General features: G+C 40.0%; 18 protein-coding genes. All 18 read right to left on the bottom strand.

The genetic code is table 11. The features are described 5' to 3' along the window. Positions 1-390 precede the first annotated feature (390 nt). Complete coding sequence (gene spo0A, locus ACQKEZ_RS03325) at positions 391-1,191, bottom strand: sporulation transcription factor Spo0A (protein ID WP_427298771.1); 801 nt, start codon at positions 1,189-1,191, stop codon at positions 391-393. A 281-nt stretch (positions 1,192-1,472) separates the two neighbouring features. Continuing rightward, positions 1,473-2,750, bottom strand: coding sequence for a SpoIVB peptidase (gene spoIVB / locus ACQKEZ_RS03320; RefSeq protein ID WP_427298769.1), 1,278 nt, complete (start codon positions 2,748-2,750; stop codon positions 1,473-1,475). Between the two features lie 203 nt (positions 2,751-2,953). Then, complete coding sequence (recN, locus tag ACQKEZ_RS03315; RefSeq protein WP_427298767.1) at positions 2,954-4,687, bottom strand: DNA repair protein RecN; 1,734 nt, start codon at positions 4,685-4,687, stop codon at positions 2,954-2,956. A 34-nt stretch (positions 4,688-4,721) separates the two neighbouring features. Beyond that, positions 4,722-5,171, bottom strand: coding sequence for a transcriptional regulator AhrC/ArgR (gene ahrC / locus ACQKEZ_RS03310; RefSeq protein WP_427298765.1), 450 nt, complete (start codon positions 5,169-5,171; stop codon positions 4,722-4,724). 159 nt (positions 5,172-5,330) lie between these two features. Next, on the bottom strand, positions 5,331-6,179 hold the full coding sequence (locus ACQKEZ_RS03305; protein WP_427298763.1) for a TlyA family RNA methyltransferase: 849 nt from the start codon (positions 6,177-6,179) through the stop codon (positions 5,331-5,333). Further along, positions 6,176-8,077 (bottom strand): 1-deoxy-D-xylulose-5-phosphate synthase, encoded by a 1,902-nt coding sequence (dxs, locus tag ACQKEZ_RS03300; RefSeq protein ID WP_427298761.1) that lies wholly within the window; start codon positions 8,075-8,077, stop codon positions 6,176-6,178. The genes ACQKEZ_RS03305 and dxs overlap by 4 nt, the downstream gene beginning before the upstream one ends. Before the next feature lie 150 nt (positions 8,078-8,227). Further along, positions 8,228-9,118: a polyprenyl synthetase family protein gene (locus ACQKEZ_RS03295; protein ID WP_427298759.1), complete on the bottom strand. Its 891-nt coding sequence runs from the start codon at positions 9,116-9,118 to the stop codon at positions 8,228-8,230. Then, complete coding sequence (locus tag ACQKEZ_RS03290; RefSeq protein ID WP_427298757.1) at positions 9,108-9,368, bottom strand: exodeoxyribonuclease VII small subunit; 261 nt, start codon at positions 9,366-9,368, stop codon at positions 9,108-9,110. Before ACQKEZ_RS03290 ends, ACQKEZ_RS03295 begins: the two co-directional genes overlap by 11 nt. Then, entirely contained in the window at positions 9,365-10,711 is a 1,347-nt protein-coding gene (gene xseA / locus ACQKEZ_RS03285) for an exodeoxyribonuclease VII large subunit (protein ID WP_427298755.1), read from the bottom strand. Before xseA ends, ACQKEZ_RS03290 begins: the two co-directional genes overlap by 4 nt. A 70-nt stretch (positions 10,712-10,781) precedes the next feature. Next, a complete protein-coding gene (folD, locus tag ACQKEZ_RS03280) occupies positions 10,782-11,633 on the bottom strand; it encodes a bifunctional methylenetetrahydrofolate dehydrogenase/methenyltetrahydrofolate cyclohydrolase FolD (RefSeq protein ID WP_427298753.1) in 852 nt (283 codons plus the stop codon). 11 nt (positions 11,634-11,644) lie between these two features. Continuing rightward, positions 11,645-12,040, bottom strand: a complete 396-nt coding sequence (gene nusB / locus ACQKEZ_RS03275) for a transcription antitermination factor NusB (RefSeq protein ID WP_427298751.1) — start codon at positions 12,038-12,040, stop codon at positions 11,645-11,647. 211 nt (positions 12,041-12,251) lie between these two features. Beyond that, positions 12,252-12,659: an Asp23/Gls24 family envelope stress response protein gene (locus ACQKEZ_RS03270; protein ID WP_427298749.1), complete on the bottom strand. Its 408-nt coding sequence runs from the start codon at positions 12,657-12,659 to the stop codon at positions 12,252-12,254. A 25-nt stretch (positions 12,660-12,684) separates the two neighbouring features. After that, complete coding sequence (accC, locus tag ACQKEZ_RS03265; RefSeq protein WP_427299316.1) at positions 12,685-14,034, bottom strand: acetyl-CoA carboxylase biotin carboxylase subunit; 1,350 nt, start codon at positions 14,032-14,034, stop codon at positions 12,685-12,687. A gap of 11 nt (positions 14,035-14,045) precedes the next feature. After that, entirely contained in the window at positions 14,046-14,531 is a 486-nt protein-coding gene (accB, locus tag ACQKEZ_RS03260) for an acetyl-CoA carboxylase biotin carboxyl carrier protein (RefSeq protein ID WP_427298747.1), read from the bottom strand. A 193-nt stretch (positions 14,532-14,724) separates the two neighbouring features. Continuing rightward, positions 14,725-15,345, bottom strand: coding sequence for a SpoIIIAH-like family protein (locus ACQKEZ_RS03255; protein WP_427299315.1), 621 nt, complete (start codon positions 15,343-15,345; stop codon positions 14,725-14,727). Beyond that, positions 15,345-16,016, bottom strand: a complete 672-nt coding sequence (gene spoIIIAG / locus ACQKEZ_RS03250; protein ID WP_427298745.1) for a stage III sporulation protein AG — start codon at positions 16,014-16,016, stop codon at positions 15,345-15,347. The genes ACQKEZ_RS03255 and spoIIIAG overlap by 1 nt, the downstream gene beginning before the upstream one ends. Beyond that, positions 16,009-16,638, bottom strand: a complete 630-nt coding sequence (gene spoIIIAF, locus ACQKEZ_RS03245; protein ID WP_427298743.1) for a stage III sporulation protein AF — start codon at positions 16,636-16,638, stop codon at positions 16,009-16,011. Before spoIIIAF ends, spoIIIAG begins: the two co-directional genes overlap by 8 nt. Positions 16,639-16,651: 13 nt before the next feature. Then, the gene (spoIIIAE, locus tag ACQKEZ_RS03240; protein WP_427299314.1) at positions 16,652-17,830 is read right to left on the bottom strand and encodes a stage III sporulation protein AE; all 1,179 of its coding nucleotides are present in this window, start codon (positions 17,828-17,830) and stop codon (positions 16,652-16,654) included. Positions 17,831-17,834 lie beyond the last annotated feature (4 nt).

Raw genomic sequence — 17,834 nt, 5'->3', positions numbered from 1 at the left:
GGGAATATTCAGTTCAAATGGCACAACCTCTAGGGTGCCAGTGACTTTAAAACTCTATCAATCAGGTATTTAGAAATAGAACTTTCGGTCTCATTTGTTTATTTTTCCAATTAGATAAGTCCTTTTCCTCTCTTCTTTCTACTCATCATGGTAAAACCCTGATTTGATTTACGTAGCTGATTACCATTACTTTATGAATGCATGTTTGCCTTCATGCTTTATATGCTTTATTTTTCATTTTCTCATGGATACAAAATGAGGGCAGTCTATCACTTGTTCAAACAATTTTACTTAGTGTATTCTATCTAAAAAATCTGTCAGAAAGGCATTCTTAGTGTCAAAATAAAAAACGCTTCCTAATAAGAGAAGCGTTTTTAAGAAAACGGGATGTTAACTCGCTCTATGCTCAAGGCGCAGGCGGTCAGCAACCATTGCAATAAATTCAGAGTTAGTTGGTTTGGCTTTTGTCATGCTAACAGTGTAACCAAAGAGTGAAGATATGGAATCAATATTCCCTCTGCTCCAAGCCACTTCAATGGCATGACGAATCGCTCTTTCCACTCTGCTTGCTGTTGTATTAAATTTCTTCGCAATATCTGGGTACAGCACTTTTGTAATACTCCCTAGCAACTCGATGTCATTATACACCATGGATATGGCTTCTCTTAAGTACAAATACCCTTTAATATGTGCAGGAACTCCTATTTCATGAATGATACTCGTAATACTGGCATCAAGATTTTTTCGTTTTGGTTCAGGTTTATTTCTTAGTACACTGTTTTGGATAGATGAAGAACGATGTGTGATTTGTGTGCCGTTTCCACTGACTTGACGTATATGACCGACGAGGTTCTCCATATCAAATGGTTTTAGAATAAAATATGATGCACCTAGATCCACTGCTTTTTTTGTGACATCCTCTTGTCCAAAAGCAGTCAGCATGATGACACTCGGCTGTTTTCCCATGTCAGATTCACGCAGTCTTTCTAAAACAGCAAGACCATCCAGGTGAGGCATAATAATATCTAGGAGGAGAACGTCAGGCTGCTTATCTTTCAATAATGTCAAACATTCCTGCCCATTATAGGCTACACCAAGCACTTCCATATCTTCTTGTCCTTCAATATATTCTGTCAAAAGACCCACAAGTTCACGATTGTCATCAGCTACACACACTTTAATTTTCTCCACGTTCTTTCCTCCCCAATGTCGTTTCCTTTTTCTTTCACAATCTGTTTCTGACTGTTCAATTCGACAAAAGCATTCTATCCCCTTTAAAAAACTTTAATTTTCCGAATAATAGAGCATTATCTTGTTTTTTCTACGTTTTTCTTATAAATTCGACGATATATGCAAGTTGACAAAAATTGTCTTTTCATTTTGTCGAAAAATCTCTTTTTCCTTATTTTATAACACGATTGCTCAGAATGAAAGGGTAGAAAAAAACTGCCGAATGATGCAGGCAGTTTTCATTAACTCGCTTTCTTATTCTTTTGATATAATTCGATTCCTGCTTCAGATAACATCCATTCAATGTGCACCCCGTATCCACTTGTGGGATCATTGACGAATACATGAGTTACAGCTCCAATGATTTTGCCATTTTGAATAATCGGACTTCCACTCATTCCTTGTACGATACCGCCCGTTTTATTTAAGAGTCGCTCATCTGTTACCTTAAGTACCATTCCTTTTGTTGCAGGAAACTTTTGCGGTGTGGTACTGACAATTTTAATATTGAATTTCTCCACTTTGTCATGGTTAACGACGGTTAAAATTTCTGCTGGTCCTTCTTTTACCTCATTTGATAATGCAACAGGTAATGCTTTGTCTAATATATTGTTTTCAAGTTTTTCGGTTAACTTACCAAATATACCGAATGGACTGTTTCGCGAAATATCACCAATCGTTTTTCGTTCTGATGAGAAACGAGCTAGTTTTTCACCAGGATTGCCACCTGTCCCTTTTTCAATTGATGTCACGGTCGATCTGACAATTTCGCCATTATCGACGACGATTGGTTTTTTTGTATCCATGTCTGAAATCACATGACCAAGCGCCCCATATTTTTTCGATTTTGGTTCAAAAAACGTCATTGTGCCAATTCCTGCAGCTGAGTCACGTATATAAAGGCCAATGCGATAGATACCTTCTTGGGCGTCCTTCGCTGGTGTTAACGTTGTTTGAAAGGTTTTGCTATCCCTTTTTAAAAGCAGCTCTAGGGTTTCCCCTGTTTTTCCTGCTTTTTGAATAAAAGGGGTGAGGTCATTCATTTCCTCCATCTTTTTTCCATTGATTTGTAAGATCATATCTCCCGGCTGAATGCCAGCTGCTTCGCCTGGTGATTTCTTCCCATTTGACGTAGTGATTTGATGAAATCCTACTACGAGCACACCGACAGAGTGTAATTTAACCCCAATTGATTGTCCGCCAGGGATGACTTTGAGTTCAGGAAGAACGTCAACTTTTGTCTTTTTAATGGGGAATCCTTTAAAATCATATACAATTTCGGCTTTCCCTGCCTTTTGTCCCTTCAGTTTCTGTTGATCTTGTTTTGTGGACATTTGAAAGGCATGTGAGGAGACATTTGCTGTTGCCTCAAGGGATGTTTCAATTGTTTGTTCTTGCTTTTCAAAGACAGTTATTGCAGTTGGGATGCTGATATATTGCTTCACAAAGCTCATAAACCCTGTACTTATTAAAGAAACAAGGAGAATAACACCAATGGCTTTTCTCATTTTTTCAGGCATTCATTTTTCACTCTCCTCGCTCCTAACCCACACCAGAAACAATGGTTTGTTTCGGTTACATCTTTACTTTTGCCTTCTAACGAAGGATTTATAACCGAGTCGAGTAGAAAATGATTGGATAAATTGATAAAAGAAAAAGCGATCAATCTGGGTATATTTAATGAAAATCAGCCATTATAAAAAAGATAGCTGATAAGTTCCAGCTACCCTGTCAATTTGACATCATTTGCTTGATTCAACAATTCTTTCGCATGTTGCTTTGTTAGCTCTGTCACCTCAACACCTGCAATCATACGACCAATTTCGTTTACTTTTTCCTGATGATTTAACGATTTAACACTTGTAAGTGTTCGTCCATCCTTTGAGCGTTTAGAAATGAACAAATGGGTATCTGCCATTGCTGCTACCTGAGGCAAATGGGTAATACATAGCACCTGCGACCCCTTTGCCACTTTATGAATTTTTTCGGCAATTGCTTGTGCAACACGTCCACTTACACCTGTATCAACCTCATCAAAAATAATGGAGGTCACATCTTGTTTAGCTGAAAAAATACTTTTCACAGCAAGCATGACCCGTGATAACTCACCGCCTGATGCGACTTTCGATAAAGACTTCATCGGCTCCCCTGTATTCGTAGAAATGACGAATTGCGCTTGATCAATCCCGTTTTTTCCAAGCTGAACTGGCTTTCCGTTTAAAAGCGGACCATTGCTGTTTGTTGAAAGTGCATGGCGAATAGAAAAGACTGTATCAAATGTGGATTTATCCATGTACAAGTCTTTTAATTCATGTTGGATTTGTTTTGCTAATTGCTTCGCCCACTTTTTTCGTAATTCAGTAACATTTACTGCTTCGAGTAAAGCATCACGGCTGACCTCGTCTAACTTGTCCTTGAGCGTTTGTAAATGGCTATCTCTATTTTGAATTTGATCTATTTCTTCTTCAATCTTTGCCGCATATTCAAGGATTTCCTCGACAGTCGCCCCATATTTCCTTTTTAATTGCTTGATTTCATTTAGCCTTGACTCAATAAAATCAAGGCGTGCTGGGTCAAACTCCAAGTTATCAAGTAGGCTTCTCATTTGAAAAGTTGATTCTTCTAACAAGTAGTATGAATTAGTCACTTGTTCAGATACTTTTTTTAAATCCTCATTTATGTCTGAAACATGCTCAAGTTCACTAGTCGCCATCCCAACCCAATCAAGCCCGCTTTGTTCGTTTCTCAAGGCATTATATGCATTTTGAAGTGATGCATAAATCTTCTCAAAGTTACTGATTTGATGCCGCTCTTCTTGGAGATGCTCATCTTCATTCGGTTCTAGCTGAGCAGCTTCTATTTCTTCAAATTGAAATTGCAGCAAATCAAGACGATGAACCATCTCTTGTTCATTTTCTGATAGCTGCTTTAATTTATTTGCAATTTTGACATATTGATCGTAAGTTTCACGATAAGCAAACAGAGCAGGTGCAATCTCTTCTGCTCCATATTGATCCAATAGGTGAAGATGGTTTTCATCTTCCATCAATAATTGATTGTCATGTTGGCCATGAATATCAAGTAGCAGTCGGCCAATTTCTCTAAGCGTTGCAATGGTGACTAGCTTGCCGTTCACACGACAAACACTCTTCCCATTCATATTAATATCCCGTCTTAAGATCATCATTTCATCTGATACATCAATGCCTTGCTGCTGACATAATTCAAATACAGGGTGATGATCTGGCAGTAGAAACAAACCTTCTAGTTCAGCTTTTTTCTCTCCATATCGCACAAACTCAGATGATCCTCTTCCGCCGACAAGGAGTGATACTGCATCGATAATAATGGATTTCCCTGCACCTGTTTCCCCTGTCAAAACGGTTAAACCTTTTTCAAATGAAACCGTTAACTCTTCAATGATGGCGAAATTTTTAATCGTTAATTCTGCTAACATTCATTTGACACCTCTTTTTGAAAAACCGCTCACCTTATAAGAGCTCTAGAATTTTTGTAGAGACAGTCTCAGTATCTTCTGGTGCACGACAAATGATAAGAATTGTATCGTCCCCACAAATCGTCCCCATAATTTCTTCCCAATCTAAATTGTCCATTAGGGCTCCAATGGCTTGTGCATTACCTGGCATTGTTTTTAACACAATGAGGTGGCTTGCTGCATCCATCTTAATAAATGCATCCATTAGGGCACGTTTTAGCTTAGAAAGTGGATTAAAGCGTTGATCAGCCGGGAGACTGTATTTATATGAGCCATTGTTCGTTGGAACCTTGACCAAATGAAGCTCCTTAATATCTCTTGAAACAGTTGCCTGTGTAATGTTGTAGCCATCTGCTTTTAAAATATCGACTAATTCGTCCTGTGTTTCAATATCCTGACTTGCGATAATTTCTCTAATTTTAATGTGCCTTTGACCTTTATTCATAAAGACCTCCCTAGCGCCTTATATTCTCAACTTACATGTACGTTCTATGTTATATGATTCACACTTAAAAATACAAGCATAACGAGAAAAACTGTCGATTCTTGCTTTTTTTCCATGTAAAAAGGAATAATAGCGAGTGCTATTATTCCATGCATTAGATCACTCTGTGAGCTCTTTGTTTTTCTTTTCTTTGAGCACAAGATGTGCTTCTTGGACTGTTTTCTCTAGTATTGATTCAGGAAGCGCTGTACCTTCTTGTATGTCTGGAAGTAGCTGAAGGTGAAGTAAAAATTCAATGTTTCCATCTCCACCCGTAATCGGGGAAAACGAGACATTTTTCACATCGTAACCTTCCTTTGCAGCAAATTGATTCATTTCTTCTAATACACCTAAATGAACAGCAGGCTCTCTCACAATGCCCTTTTTACCGACCAATTCTCGTCCAGCCTCAAATTGAGGCTTCACAAGTGCGATACAGTCACCGCCCGGTACAAGAATGGCTTTAAGTGCAGGCAATATGAGCTTCAATGATATAAAGGATACATCAATTGAAGCGACCTCAGGCAAGCCTTCTGTAAAATCAGCAGGCACAGAATGACGGAAGTTCGTCCGCTCCATGACGATCACTCGTTCATCCTGTCTTAATTTCCACGCAAGCTGATTATAGCCGACATCGACAGCATATGATCTCACTGCTCCATTTTGAAGTGCACAATCCGTAAAGCCACCTGTTGAAGACCCGATATCAATCAGTAGCTTTCCTGCTACAGTAAGTTCAAATTCCTTTAAGGCTTTTTCAAGCTTTAGACCGCCTCGGCTTACATATTTTAGAGGGTTGCCCTTCACTGTAAGTGGCATGTCTCGATTAATTTTTTCACCTGGTTTATCCAGACGGTTTTCATTTGAATAGACGATGCCAGCCATAATGGCACGCTTCGCTTTTTCTCTTGTTTCCATTAGTCCTTTTTCAACTAACAAAACATCAAGTCTTTCTTTCTTTGAAGTCATGATCCAATTCCTTTTCTAGGTGCTGTTGGGAGTAGCTCACGCAATTTTTGAGATACTTGTGCCTTTGTGAGACCGATTTCTTCAAGCAAAGCATCAACACTGCCATGCTCAATAAATTTATCAGGAATTCCCATACGTTCAACTTTTAAATGAGAAGCTTTTTGGTCGTGCACAAATTCTAAAATGGCACTTCCAAATCCACCTTGGAGAACAGCTTCTTCAATTGTCAAAATTGGGATACCTTCAGAAATGATTTCTGTTAGCATGCTTTCATCAAGCGGTTTGATAAAACGCGCATTTATAACACGAACTGATTTTCCTTCTTTTTGCAATTCTTCAGCTGCCTGCATCGCCATTTTAATTGTTGTTCCAAACGTTAGGATCACAGCATCTTTCCCTGGACGAAGAACCTCCCACGATCCAATCGGAATCGCCTTTAGCTGTTCATCCATTTTCACTCCAAGCCCATTGCCTCTCGGGAAGCGCATGGCAATTGGACCATCATCATATTGAATAGCTGTATTCACCATATGTTGTCCTTCATTTTCATCCTTAGGCATCATTAAGACCATGTTTGGCATATGACGCATAAAGGCAATATCAAATACACCTTGATGCGTTTCTCCATCTGCTCCAACAAGACCTGCACGATCAATACCAATAAATACATTCAAGTTCTGTCGGCAAATGTCATGTAATACTTGATCATAGGCACGCTGAAGGAAGGTAGAATATATCGCCAAAAATGGCTTCATGTCTTGCGTGGCAAGCCCCGCTGCCATTGTTGCGGCATGCTGCTCTGCAATTCCAACGTCAAACATACGTTCAGGGAATTCTTTGGCAAACCCTTCTAGCTTTGAACCTACAGGCATCGCTGGTGTAATGGCAACGATTCTCTTGTCTTCCCTTGCAAGCTTACGGACAGTTTCACTGACAAGACCACTCCAAGACGGTGCCGCTGCTGTTGGTTTTACAAAATCACCTGTATCAATTTTGTAAGGACCTGTTCCATGCCAAGTTCCAATTTTATCGGATTCAGCAGGTTTGTAGCCCTTGCCCTTTTTTGTGATGACATGAAGTAGTACTGGCCCCTTTGTTTTCTTTGCATACTCTAGATTTTCAAATAGATCATCAAAAGAATGACCGTCTACAGGACCTAAATACGTGAATCCCAATTCTTCAAAGAACATACCCGAAACGAGTAAGTATTTGAGGCTATCCTTAATTCGTTCCGCTGTTGCTGCAAGCTTTCCGCCAACTGCTGGAATACGTTTAAACAAATATTCTAGCTCGTCTTTAACCCATTGATATTTGCCCGCTGTCCGGAGTCTACCAAGCATTGTATGGATGGCTCCAACATTTGGGGCTATACTCATTTCATTATCATTTAAGATCACGATCATATCTTTCTTTTCATCGCCAATGTGGTTCAGGGCTTCTAATGCCATACCACCAGTTAAAGCACCGTCACCAATGACTGGAACAATGTATTCATCTGTCCCTTTAATGTCACGAGCCGCTGCCATCCCCATCGCACCCGAAAGTGATGTTGAACTGTGGCCTGTCTCCCATGCATCATGTTCACTTTCATTTCGTTTTGGAAAACCGCATAAACCTTTATATTGGCGGAGCGTATCGAATTCAGGCCCTCTACCAGTCAATAACTTGTGGACATAGGACTGATGTCCAACATCCCACAGAAATTTATCCTTAGGGCTATCAAATGCTTGATGAAGAGCAAGTGTGAGCTCAACAACACCAAGGTTCGGTCCAATGTGACCACCAGAGCCCGCAAGTGATTCTATCAAAAAAGTACGGATTTCTGCACTTAGCTCCTCTAATTCAGCATTTGACATTCCCTTCAGAAACTTTGGATTTTTTATTGATAAAAGATCCAATCAGGATCAACTCGCTTTCAACAAAATTTCTACAAACATATATATTGCCTTATCCCTAGAAAACATAGAAGAGATAAGAGTTGTCTCATTTAATATAAACTGTTTACAGTTTACCACAACTATTCTGAAACCCTCAAATCTAGGCTGTTTTTAATGATCTCTTGAGGCAATCAGATCACAAAGATCATGTAGTAAATGCTGCTGCAAATTGAGCCCTGAAACAATCTCTTTAGCGCGGGTAATATGCTCATTAAGCTTTTCTTTTGCCCCTGAAAGCGTTAATAAAGAAGGGTATGTAGACTTATCATTCAATGTATCAGAGCCGACCCGCTTCCCAATTTTTTCTTCGCTCCCTTCAAGGTCTAAAATGTCATCACGAATTTGGAAAGCAATTCCGATATGGTAGCTGAATTCTTTAAGCTTTTTGATTTCCTGCGGTGGTGCATCTGCTAAAATCGCACCAGCTGTCACACTAAATGTAAGGAGCTTTCCTGTTTTTCGTGCATGAATCGATTCTAGTTCTGAAAGAGATACTTGTTTTTGTTCTGCTTCCATATCATCAAATTGTCCGCCAACCATTCCTAATGCTCCTGCTGACTGAACTAGCTCATCAATAATGCGAAGCTTTTTATCTGGTGATATGCCGTCTGAAAGCTGAGATGTAATGAGGCGAAAGCTTTCTGTTAGGAGCGCATCTCCTGCAAGCACTGCTGTTGCCTCACCGAATACTTTATGATTGGTTGGCTTTCCTCTTCTGAGATCATCATCGTCCATACATGGAAGATCATCATGAATCAATGAGTATGTATGAATCATTTCGACAGCACTGCCAACCGTAATCCCGTCTTGTTCACCTTTTCCATATGCATGAAGCAATGCGAGCACGAGCACTGGACGTAGCCGTTTACCGCCTGCCTCTAACGAATAAAGCATCGATGCTTTTAGCTCTTTCGGAATATTTAACTGCTCTACATAGGCAAATAGATATTCTTCGACCGCCTGTTTGCGTGTTGTTAAAAATTCATTCAGTCTACTTGTCACCCGTGTCTGCCTCCTTTACTGAAAAAGGAGCCAGCTCACCGTCCTCTTTTAAGATAAAATCCATTTGTTTTTCAACATGCTGGAGTTTTTCATGGCAAAGTTTTGATAGGGACATACCTTCTTGGAAATAATGAATGGCCTCTTCTAGCGGCACATCACCTTCTTCGAGTTTGCCGACAATCTCTTCAAGCTCCTTCATCGCCTCTTCAAATGTCACGTTTTTATCATTCGTTTTTTTTGATTCAGTCATGTTGATTGTCCCTCCTTCTCTATAACCTCGCAGATGAGACGTCCATCTTTCATCGTAATCGATAGACGGTCTTTTTGCTCGACCTGACTCACACTTTTAATGAGCTGATCCTCTTTATAAGCTAAGCTATACCCTCTTTCCATCACTTGGAGCGGGCTTAATGCATTTAGTTTACCAAGAACTGATTGGAACTGCGAATGAACAGATTTTAATTGCACATTCATACTGCGAATCAGCTGATTCGTTTCATCAGCATGCCTTTTTTTTGCTTGCATGAGTTGTTCTTTTGGATGAAGCGGCATAAGTCGGTAGCTTTTACGTTCCAGCTGCTGTCTTTTTTGTTCAAGCTGCCGGGTTAGCTCTTTTTGGAACCGATCAAACACATGGTCGAATTGCTGTTCTTTTTGTTCTTGTAATCGTTTTGGAAAACGGAAGGCGTAAGAAGATTGAAGGGCTAAAAGACGCTCCCTTGCTTGTGTGGAACGTTGTTTCACAGCACGAGTCAGCCTTACCTCTGCTGACTTGAGTCGCTCAATTAAATCCGACGTACTCGGAACGGCTAGCTCTGCCGCCCCTGTTGGTGTGGGTGCTCTCATATCTGCAGTGAAATCGCTAATTGTAAAGTCGGTTTCGTGACCTACTGCGGAAATAATCGGAATTTGGGAAGCGAAAATAGCTCTTGCTACCGCTTCTTCATTAAATGCCCATAACTCTTCTATTGAACCTCCGCCTCTACCAACAATTAAGACATCGCAAAGCTTTTTTTCATTTGCTTCTTGTATCCGCTGCACGATAGAGCGAGGCGCATTTTCTCCTTGAACAAGCGCTGGAAGAACAATGATTTTTGCTAGTTTAAACCGTCTGTTGATTGTCGTAATCACATCTCGTACAGCAGCACCAGTTGGAGAAGTCACCACTCCAACGACTGTTGGGTACTCAGGAATTGGTTTTTTATAGTGAGCATCAAATAAGCCTTCTCTCGTCAGCTTTTTTTTCAGTTCTTCGTAGGCAAGATGAAGCGCACCAACACCATCAGGCTGCATTTCCTTTGCGTAAAGCTGATAATTCCCGCTCGGCTCGTAAACTTGAATTCCGCCGCGTACTAAGACTTTCATTCCGCTCTCAGGTGAAAAAGGTAATAAAGAGGCAGACCTTTGAAACATGACCGCCTGCATTCTCGCATTTTCATCTTTTAAGGTGAAATAAACATGTCCTCTTGAATGGATTTTGACATTGGATAACTCACCTTTAATCCAAATATCCTCTAAATGAGGGTCAACATCAAATTTTCGTTTTATGTATTTTGTAAGGGCTGTGACCGTCACAAAGGCTCTTTCACTCATGACGAATTCCTCCTCTTCAAAAACGCACATTCATCCACCAGCAATATGCAGGTGGATGAATGGCAAAAGCTTATGCTAATGTACGTTTGGCTGATTTGACAGTGTTATGCGCAAGCATAGTAATCGTCATTGGACCTACTCCGCCTGGAACCGGTGTGATATAAGAAGCTTTCTCTTTCGCTTCTTCAAAATCAACATCTCCCACAAGCTTTCCTGTATCCAAACGATTGACCCCAACATCGATGACAATTGCACCTTCTTTAATTTGATCAGCTGTGATGAAGTTAGCTCGACCAACGGCAACAACTAAAATATCTGCTTTTAGCGTGTGTTCTGAAATATTTGCAGTTCTCGAATGACAGTACGTGACCGTTGCATTTTCGTTAAGAAGCAATTGTCCAACTGGTTTTCCAACTATATTGCTTCGTCCTACAACGACAACTTCTTTTCCTGAGATATCAACGCCTGTTTTTTTCAGCAACTCAATGATACCTGCAGGTGTACAAGGTAAAAATGTATCTTCCCCAAGTAGCATTTTCCCGATATTTAAAGGATGGAAACCATCAACGTCCTTTTCAGGAGAAATGCGCTCAATCACTGCTTTTTCAGAGATATGATTAGGCAACGGAAGCTGAACAAGGATGCCATGAAATGCATCATCTGCATTGTACTGATCAATTAATTGAAGCAATTCTTCTTCTGTTAAAGAAGCTTCTAGGTGATCAAGTTTAAAATGCATCCCCATGTCTTCTGCTGCTTTTTTCTTCCCACGCACATAAGAAAGAGAAGCTGGGTCTTCACCGATCAAAATAACGGCAAGTCCGGGTGTGACTCCTTTTTGTTTCAGCTTTTCTACTTCCAGTGCTAATTGCTCGCGTTTTTCTTTTGCTGTTTCTTTCCCATCGATGATAGTTGCTGTCATGTCAAATCCTCCTATTGCTGCTTTAGGTCAGTTTTAATATTAGAAAGTACACCATTTACAAATTTCGGCGCTTTATCATCACCAAAACACTTTGCCAGCTCAATTGCTTCATTCATAGTGACACTTGCTGGGATGTCTTCTTCAAACGCCATTTCGTAAACAGACAATCTTAAAATGGCTCTGTCCACATTCGCAATACGGTCAAGCTTCCAATTGACCAGATGTTGTGAGATCATCTCATCGAGCTTGTCCTTTTGCTCAAGCACACCAAAAACCAGCTCCTCAAAAAAAGGATCTGTTTCCTGTTCGTCAAGGGCATGCGTCATTGCCTCTTTCGGGTCAATATCGCTGACATCAATTTGAAATAATGTTTGTAGCGCCTTTTCTCTTGCAGTTCTTCTCTTCATTATTTACTCCTTTAACCACTTTATCCGTTTGTCATTAATCCATAATGAAATCATAACATATTTTGAGCACAGTCGCACCAAGATCCCATGTAAAGCCACCTTGATAAACGAATAAATGTAAACATGACGAATTCAATATTCGGTTACAGCCGAAAAATGGGCTTTAAAAAACCAAAGAGGGGATACCTCCTTGGTTTCATTTCAAACCATTTTACATTTCTTGATCTACTTCTACGTCTTGCCCTTTTGTATCAAATTGAATCCCAACAACATGAATGTTGATTTCATTGATGGTTAATGCTGTCATGTTCAAAAGGGTTTGACGGATATTTTCTTGAACAGCAGTTGACACCTTTGGAATGGATAGGCCAAATTCAACTACACAATACACATCGATTGTAATGCCTTCATCAGAGACATCTACTTTTACACCTTTTCGATGATTTTTCTTGCCGAAGCGCTCCGCCACATCAGCAGCGAAATTGCCACGCATTTCAGCAATCCCTTCAACCTCTGAAGCTGCAATGCCTGCAATGACTTCAATTACTTCTGGGGCAATTTGCACCTTTCCTAATTGCGCCTCATCAAGATTCATCTCAAGCAAATTGTTTTCTGACACAATCATTCACCTCCGAAAACCGTTATTAATTCATTACTTGGTATGTTTCTAAAAATTTCGTATTAAAATTGCCACTTACAAACGTTTCATGTTCAAGCAATTTTATGTGGAACGGGATCGTGGTGTGAACGCCTTCGATGACAAATTCGCTTAGTGCTCTTTTCATTCTTGCAATGGCTTCATCTCTTGTTTTACCATACGTAATGACTTTCGCAATCATACTATCATAATATGGCGGAATGACATATCCTGGGTATGCTGCTGAGTCAATACGAACACCTAGTCCGCCTGGTGGAAGGTACATTTTAATCTCTCCCGCAGATGGCATAAAGTTTTTCTCAGGATTTTCTGCGTTGATACGGCACTCGATTGCCCAACCTTCAAATTTAACCTCTTCTTGTGTTAATGAAAGCGGCTCACCTGAAGCGACCTTGATCTGTTCTTTAATCAAGTCTACACCAGTGACCATTTCTGTGACGGGATGCTCTACTTGAATACGTGTATTCATTTCCATAAAGTAGAACTTCTCTTCATGATAATCATAAATGAATTCAACAGTTCCTGCACCAGTGTATTCGACTGCCTGTGCTGCTCTTACTGCTGCCTGACCCATTTGCTCTCTAATATCTGCATTCAGGGCAGGTGATGGTGTTTCTTCAAGAAGCTTTTGCATTCTTCTTTGAATTGTACAGTCACGTTCACCAAGGTGAATCGTATTGCCTTTGGTGTCTGCAAGCACTTGAATTTCAACGTGTCTAAAGTCTTCGATGAATTTTTCAAGATATACACCTGGGTTTCCAAAGTTTGTTGCAGCTTCCTGTTGTGTAATTTTCACACCATTGATGAGCTCTTCTTCAGTACGGGCAACTCGGATTCCTTTACCGCCTCCGCCTGCTGTTGCTTTAATAATAACAGGATACCCAATTCCTTCAGCTGTTGAAATCGCATCATCAATATCTTTAATAATTCCTTGTGAACCAGGCACAATCGGAACTCCTGCATGTTTCATTGTTTCTCTTGCTACATCTTTTGTTCCCATTTTAGAAATAGCAGATGCTGTTGGCCCAACAAATATCACGTTGCATTCTTCACATAACTCTGCGAAATCAGCATTTTCAGCTAGGAAGCCATAGCCTGGGTGAATAGCATCTGTTCCAGTGAGCTTCGCTACACTTACAATGTTTGTGACATTGAGATAACTATCTTTAGATGCTGTTGGCCCGATACAATATGCTTCATCAGCCATCTGAACATGAAGTGCTTCTCGATCTGCTTCAGAATAAACAGCCACTGTTTGAATACCTAGCTCTTTGCAAGCTCGGATGATTCTGACTGCGATTTCTCCTCTGTTTGCAATTAATAGCTTTTTAATCATCATCGTGCTCCTTACTCTGCTTTCACAAGAAAGAGGGGTTGTCCGAATTCTACAAGCTGTCCGTTTTCAGCTAAAATTTCAACGATCTCACCTTTGACTTCTGCTTCGATTTCGTTGAATAGTTTCATTGCTTCAACGATGCATACGACAGAGTCATCCTTAACCTTAGAGCCTTTGCTTACGTAAGGATCTGCTTCAGGTGAAGATGAAGCATAAAATGTGCCAACCATTGGGGATGTAATTTTATGCAGGTTTTCAGACGGAACCGCCTCTTGTGCCGGCGCTTCGGTCTGAACAGGAGCTTGTGCTTTAGGAGCTTGTTGTGCTGGAGCCACTTGAACAGGAGCCGTTTGAGTAGGAGCTACTGCAACTTGCTGTACTGTTTCTTTGTTTTTCTTCAGCTTAATTTTTGCTCCATCATTTTCATAAGTAAATTCGTCAATAGTTGATTCATCAATTAATTTAATCAGTTCATGAATTTCTTCAATTTTCAACATGGAATCGCACCCCTATGCATGGATTTATCTTTTTTTATAGGCTAGTACTAAAACTACATACTATAACCATCTTACAGGAGGATTTATTTGAATTCAACTACTATTGTGGTCAGCAACTTCATCTGAAAGTGTGAGACAGCTCGTCAAACCGCATCAAAAAACGTCCTTTTTAAAAAGGACGCCCCGAAAAATTTTATTGATTTGATGGTTCAAATGTGACCGCGACATTGTCGAGTCCGCGCATTTCATTTGTCACCAGATCGATTATATCAGCTGCCTGTGCTTTTGATTTTTTATCTGATCTTACTGTAATGCTAACCTTATCTCCCTCTGCACTGACAAGCGCATCTTTGTAGCCTTTTGTTTTAATTAGTGTTTCTAATTGACGCTCTGTTCCCTCTGCTTCACTTAACGCTGTCATTTGATCATATGCTTCGCTTTTCTCTTGAGCTGTTGCATCATCACTTGAAACAATTTCATTGTACTCCTCTCTTTTTTTGCTCCGTTTATCTTCAAGCTCTAAACGATAGGTCGTGAATAGTTCATCATCTGTCTGTTCTGAAATGACCTTACCTTCTTCACCACTTGTTTCCACATCTTCTTGTTTGCCACTTGTTTCTTTATCAGTTGATTTCTTCTCACTGTCTTTATCAGGTCCTTTTTCTGTTTCCGTCTTTTTCTCTTCTGTCCCTTTTGGTTTTGTATCTTCAACGGTTACTGCGTTTTCACCTTGCGGGGACATAATGTAGTACACACTTAATACGACAACTAGACTTAGCATCGTTAATAGCCAAACGGTTTGTTTTTTTAGCATCATTCCGAATCCTCCTTGAGTTTTTTAGGGGCAACAGCCACTCTATGGCTCGGTACATCAAGCACTCGTGTTACAGCTTCAATGATGGTTTTCTTTATTTGAACGTTGTCTACTCCTTGAGCAACAACGAGAACACCGCGGATTTCAGGTTTTTTCGTTTGAACAACAACTGGTGTTTCTTCATTGCCATTTTTGATTATGACAATCTCCTCTTCTTTTGTCTGGTCTGTCACACTACGTATACCACCTTCTTTATCCGTCTCTTCTGTCATTGTACTTTTATTAGACTTATTTTTTTCAAAGATTTTGAGAGAGGTTGCATCAACATTGACGACAATTGAGACATCTTCAACACCAATGATGGTTTCCAAAATTTCTTTCAGCTGGTTTTCGTATTCTTGTTCAACTTCCTCAATCGAGTTTTTTGATTTGCCAGTAGAGGTCGGCTTAAATACTTCTTGTTCTTGAGAACTCGGATTTTTAGATACGGGCTCAACCGCTTTTTGATCATTTGATGGAGGTGACAGTATTTGACTCAGAATCATGAATGACACCCCGATTATAAACACAAGTAAAAAATAATGATGTTTTGTTAGCTTCGGTTTTCCTTCTCCTTTATAAGATGAAGAGAAGAAGCGCTGTAGTTTATGTTTCCATCCATGATCATTCATGACCTTTCAAGTCACCTCCCTCAATTCGAACAGCAACGTTTTCAGGATTCACATTCCACAAGTCTGCAAGTTCTTGCGCCATCCTCCGTGATTCAGTTGACGATTCCTTGACCTCATCTTTTTGCTGAGTGAGATCGATTTCCACCTTTGCCACAGCCTCTACATGATCATTTGAAAGAGGTGTGAGTACAGCTTGTATGTTCAATTGATTCGCCTCTACCTTTTGATCAAGATGCTCTTTGTCTGAAAGAACTTCTATCACTTTCACTTCATAGCTCTCCTTTTTCAGTACAGATTCCGCGCTTTTTTCTAGTTGGACAGCCATTTGTTTTAAAATATATGCACGTTGAGATGCTTGTATTTCTTTTTTTTCTAAATTCATGCGTTTTTTTAAATCTTCTGATTGTGCTTGATCTTTATCTTTCATTAATTCCGAAAAGATTTGGTCAGGGTCTGCCCGGAATAAAGTGAATATAGGATTCAGCATGACAACAATTAATAAGAGACTGACGACCATCTTTGCATATTTTTGCATGCTAGAGTTTGGGAGCAACAAATCAATCACAATCGCAAATAAAATAAACAAAATGATGCTAGTAATCCATTCTGTGAGAAAACTCAAGGTGCTTCCCTCCTCACTTCATCATCATCGTTAAATTACCAGCTGTAATAATGACTGTAATACTTAAAAAAAACATTAAAGAAACAATCGCAAGTGCTGCAAAAATATACAAAACACTTCTCGATATCACACCAAGACAACTAATGATCGGACCACCACCTAATGGCTGCAAGATGGCGGCAGCCAATTTGTAAATAAGCGCAAGCGATAGCACCTTTATGGCAGGAAAGGCAGCAATAAAGATTAAGATCGCAACACCAACTAGACCAACTGTATTTTTCAATAACACAGAAGCGCTAATGACTGTATCCGTTGCATCCGTAAACATTCTGCCGAGCACCGGAATAAAATTCCCAGTGATGAACTTAGCTGTTCTAAGTGCAATTCCATCAGTCACTGCTGCCGATGCCCCTTGTACTGAAACAACACCGAGAAATACTGTCAAAAAGACAGCAAGACCCCCGATGGCAAAGTTTCTTAAAAGCTGGGCAAGTTGCGTCACCTTGTATTGTTCTGTAAGTGTACTGACAATGCTCAAAACGGCAGATAGGAAAATGAGTGGTAACACAATGTGTTGAATAAAAATACCGCTTGTATTCATTAGGAATAAGATAACGGGATGAAAAAAGCCAGCAGATACAATTCCGCCCGATGAAGCAATCAATGCTAATAAAAGAGGAATGAGTGCAAGAATAAAACTCGTCATCGTTTGAATCGCTGTTGTCGCATAAGTAATGGCAACATGAAAGCTATTCAACGCTAATATGATCAGCACCATATAAACGAGTGCATATGCTACTTTACTGACGGTACTTTGTTGAAATGCATTTTGTAGGAGCTGAAGAAGTGAACAAAAAATCGTAAGTAAAATGAGTGTGCCGAGCAACTTTCCGTTGGCAATCACTTCATGGAATAAATAGTGAACAAATGCTTTTAACCAAACCTGTGGAGAAAGCTGCTTATCTCCTTCAATTAGCTCTTTCATTGTCGCTTTTTGACTTTCTGGAAGGAAACCACCATATTCAGTTAAAATCCCTTCCCAAAAATCACTGATAGAATCAAGCTCAAGTGCATCAGCCTGTCCATTTACTACTTCTTCTGAGGTCGGTTCCGTACTATTTGGGGGCTGACTTTCTTCTGCATGTGCAAAAGGAGCGATCAACCATATGAGCACTATGAACACATAAACCATGGCA

This window comes from Bacillus sp. NPDC077027 (assembly GCF_050269555.1).
Lineage (GTDB): Bacteria > Bacillota > Bacilli > Bacillales > Bacillaceae > Bacillus.
The sequence above is the reverse complement of the archived record's forward strand: the minus strand, read 5'-3'. Positions and strand labels throughout refer to the sequence as shown.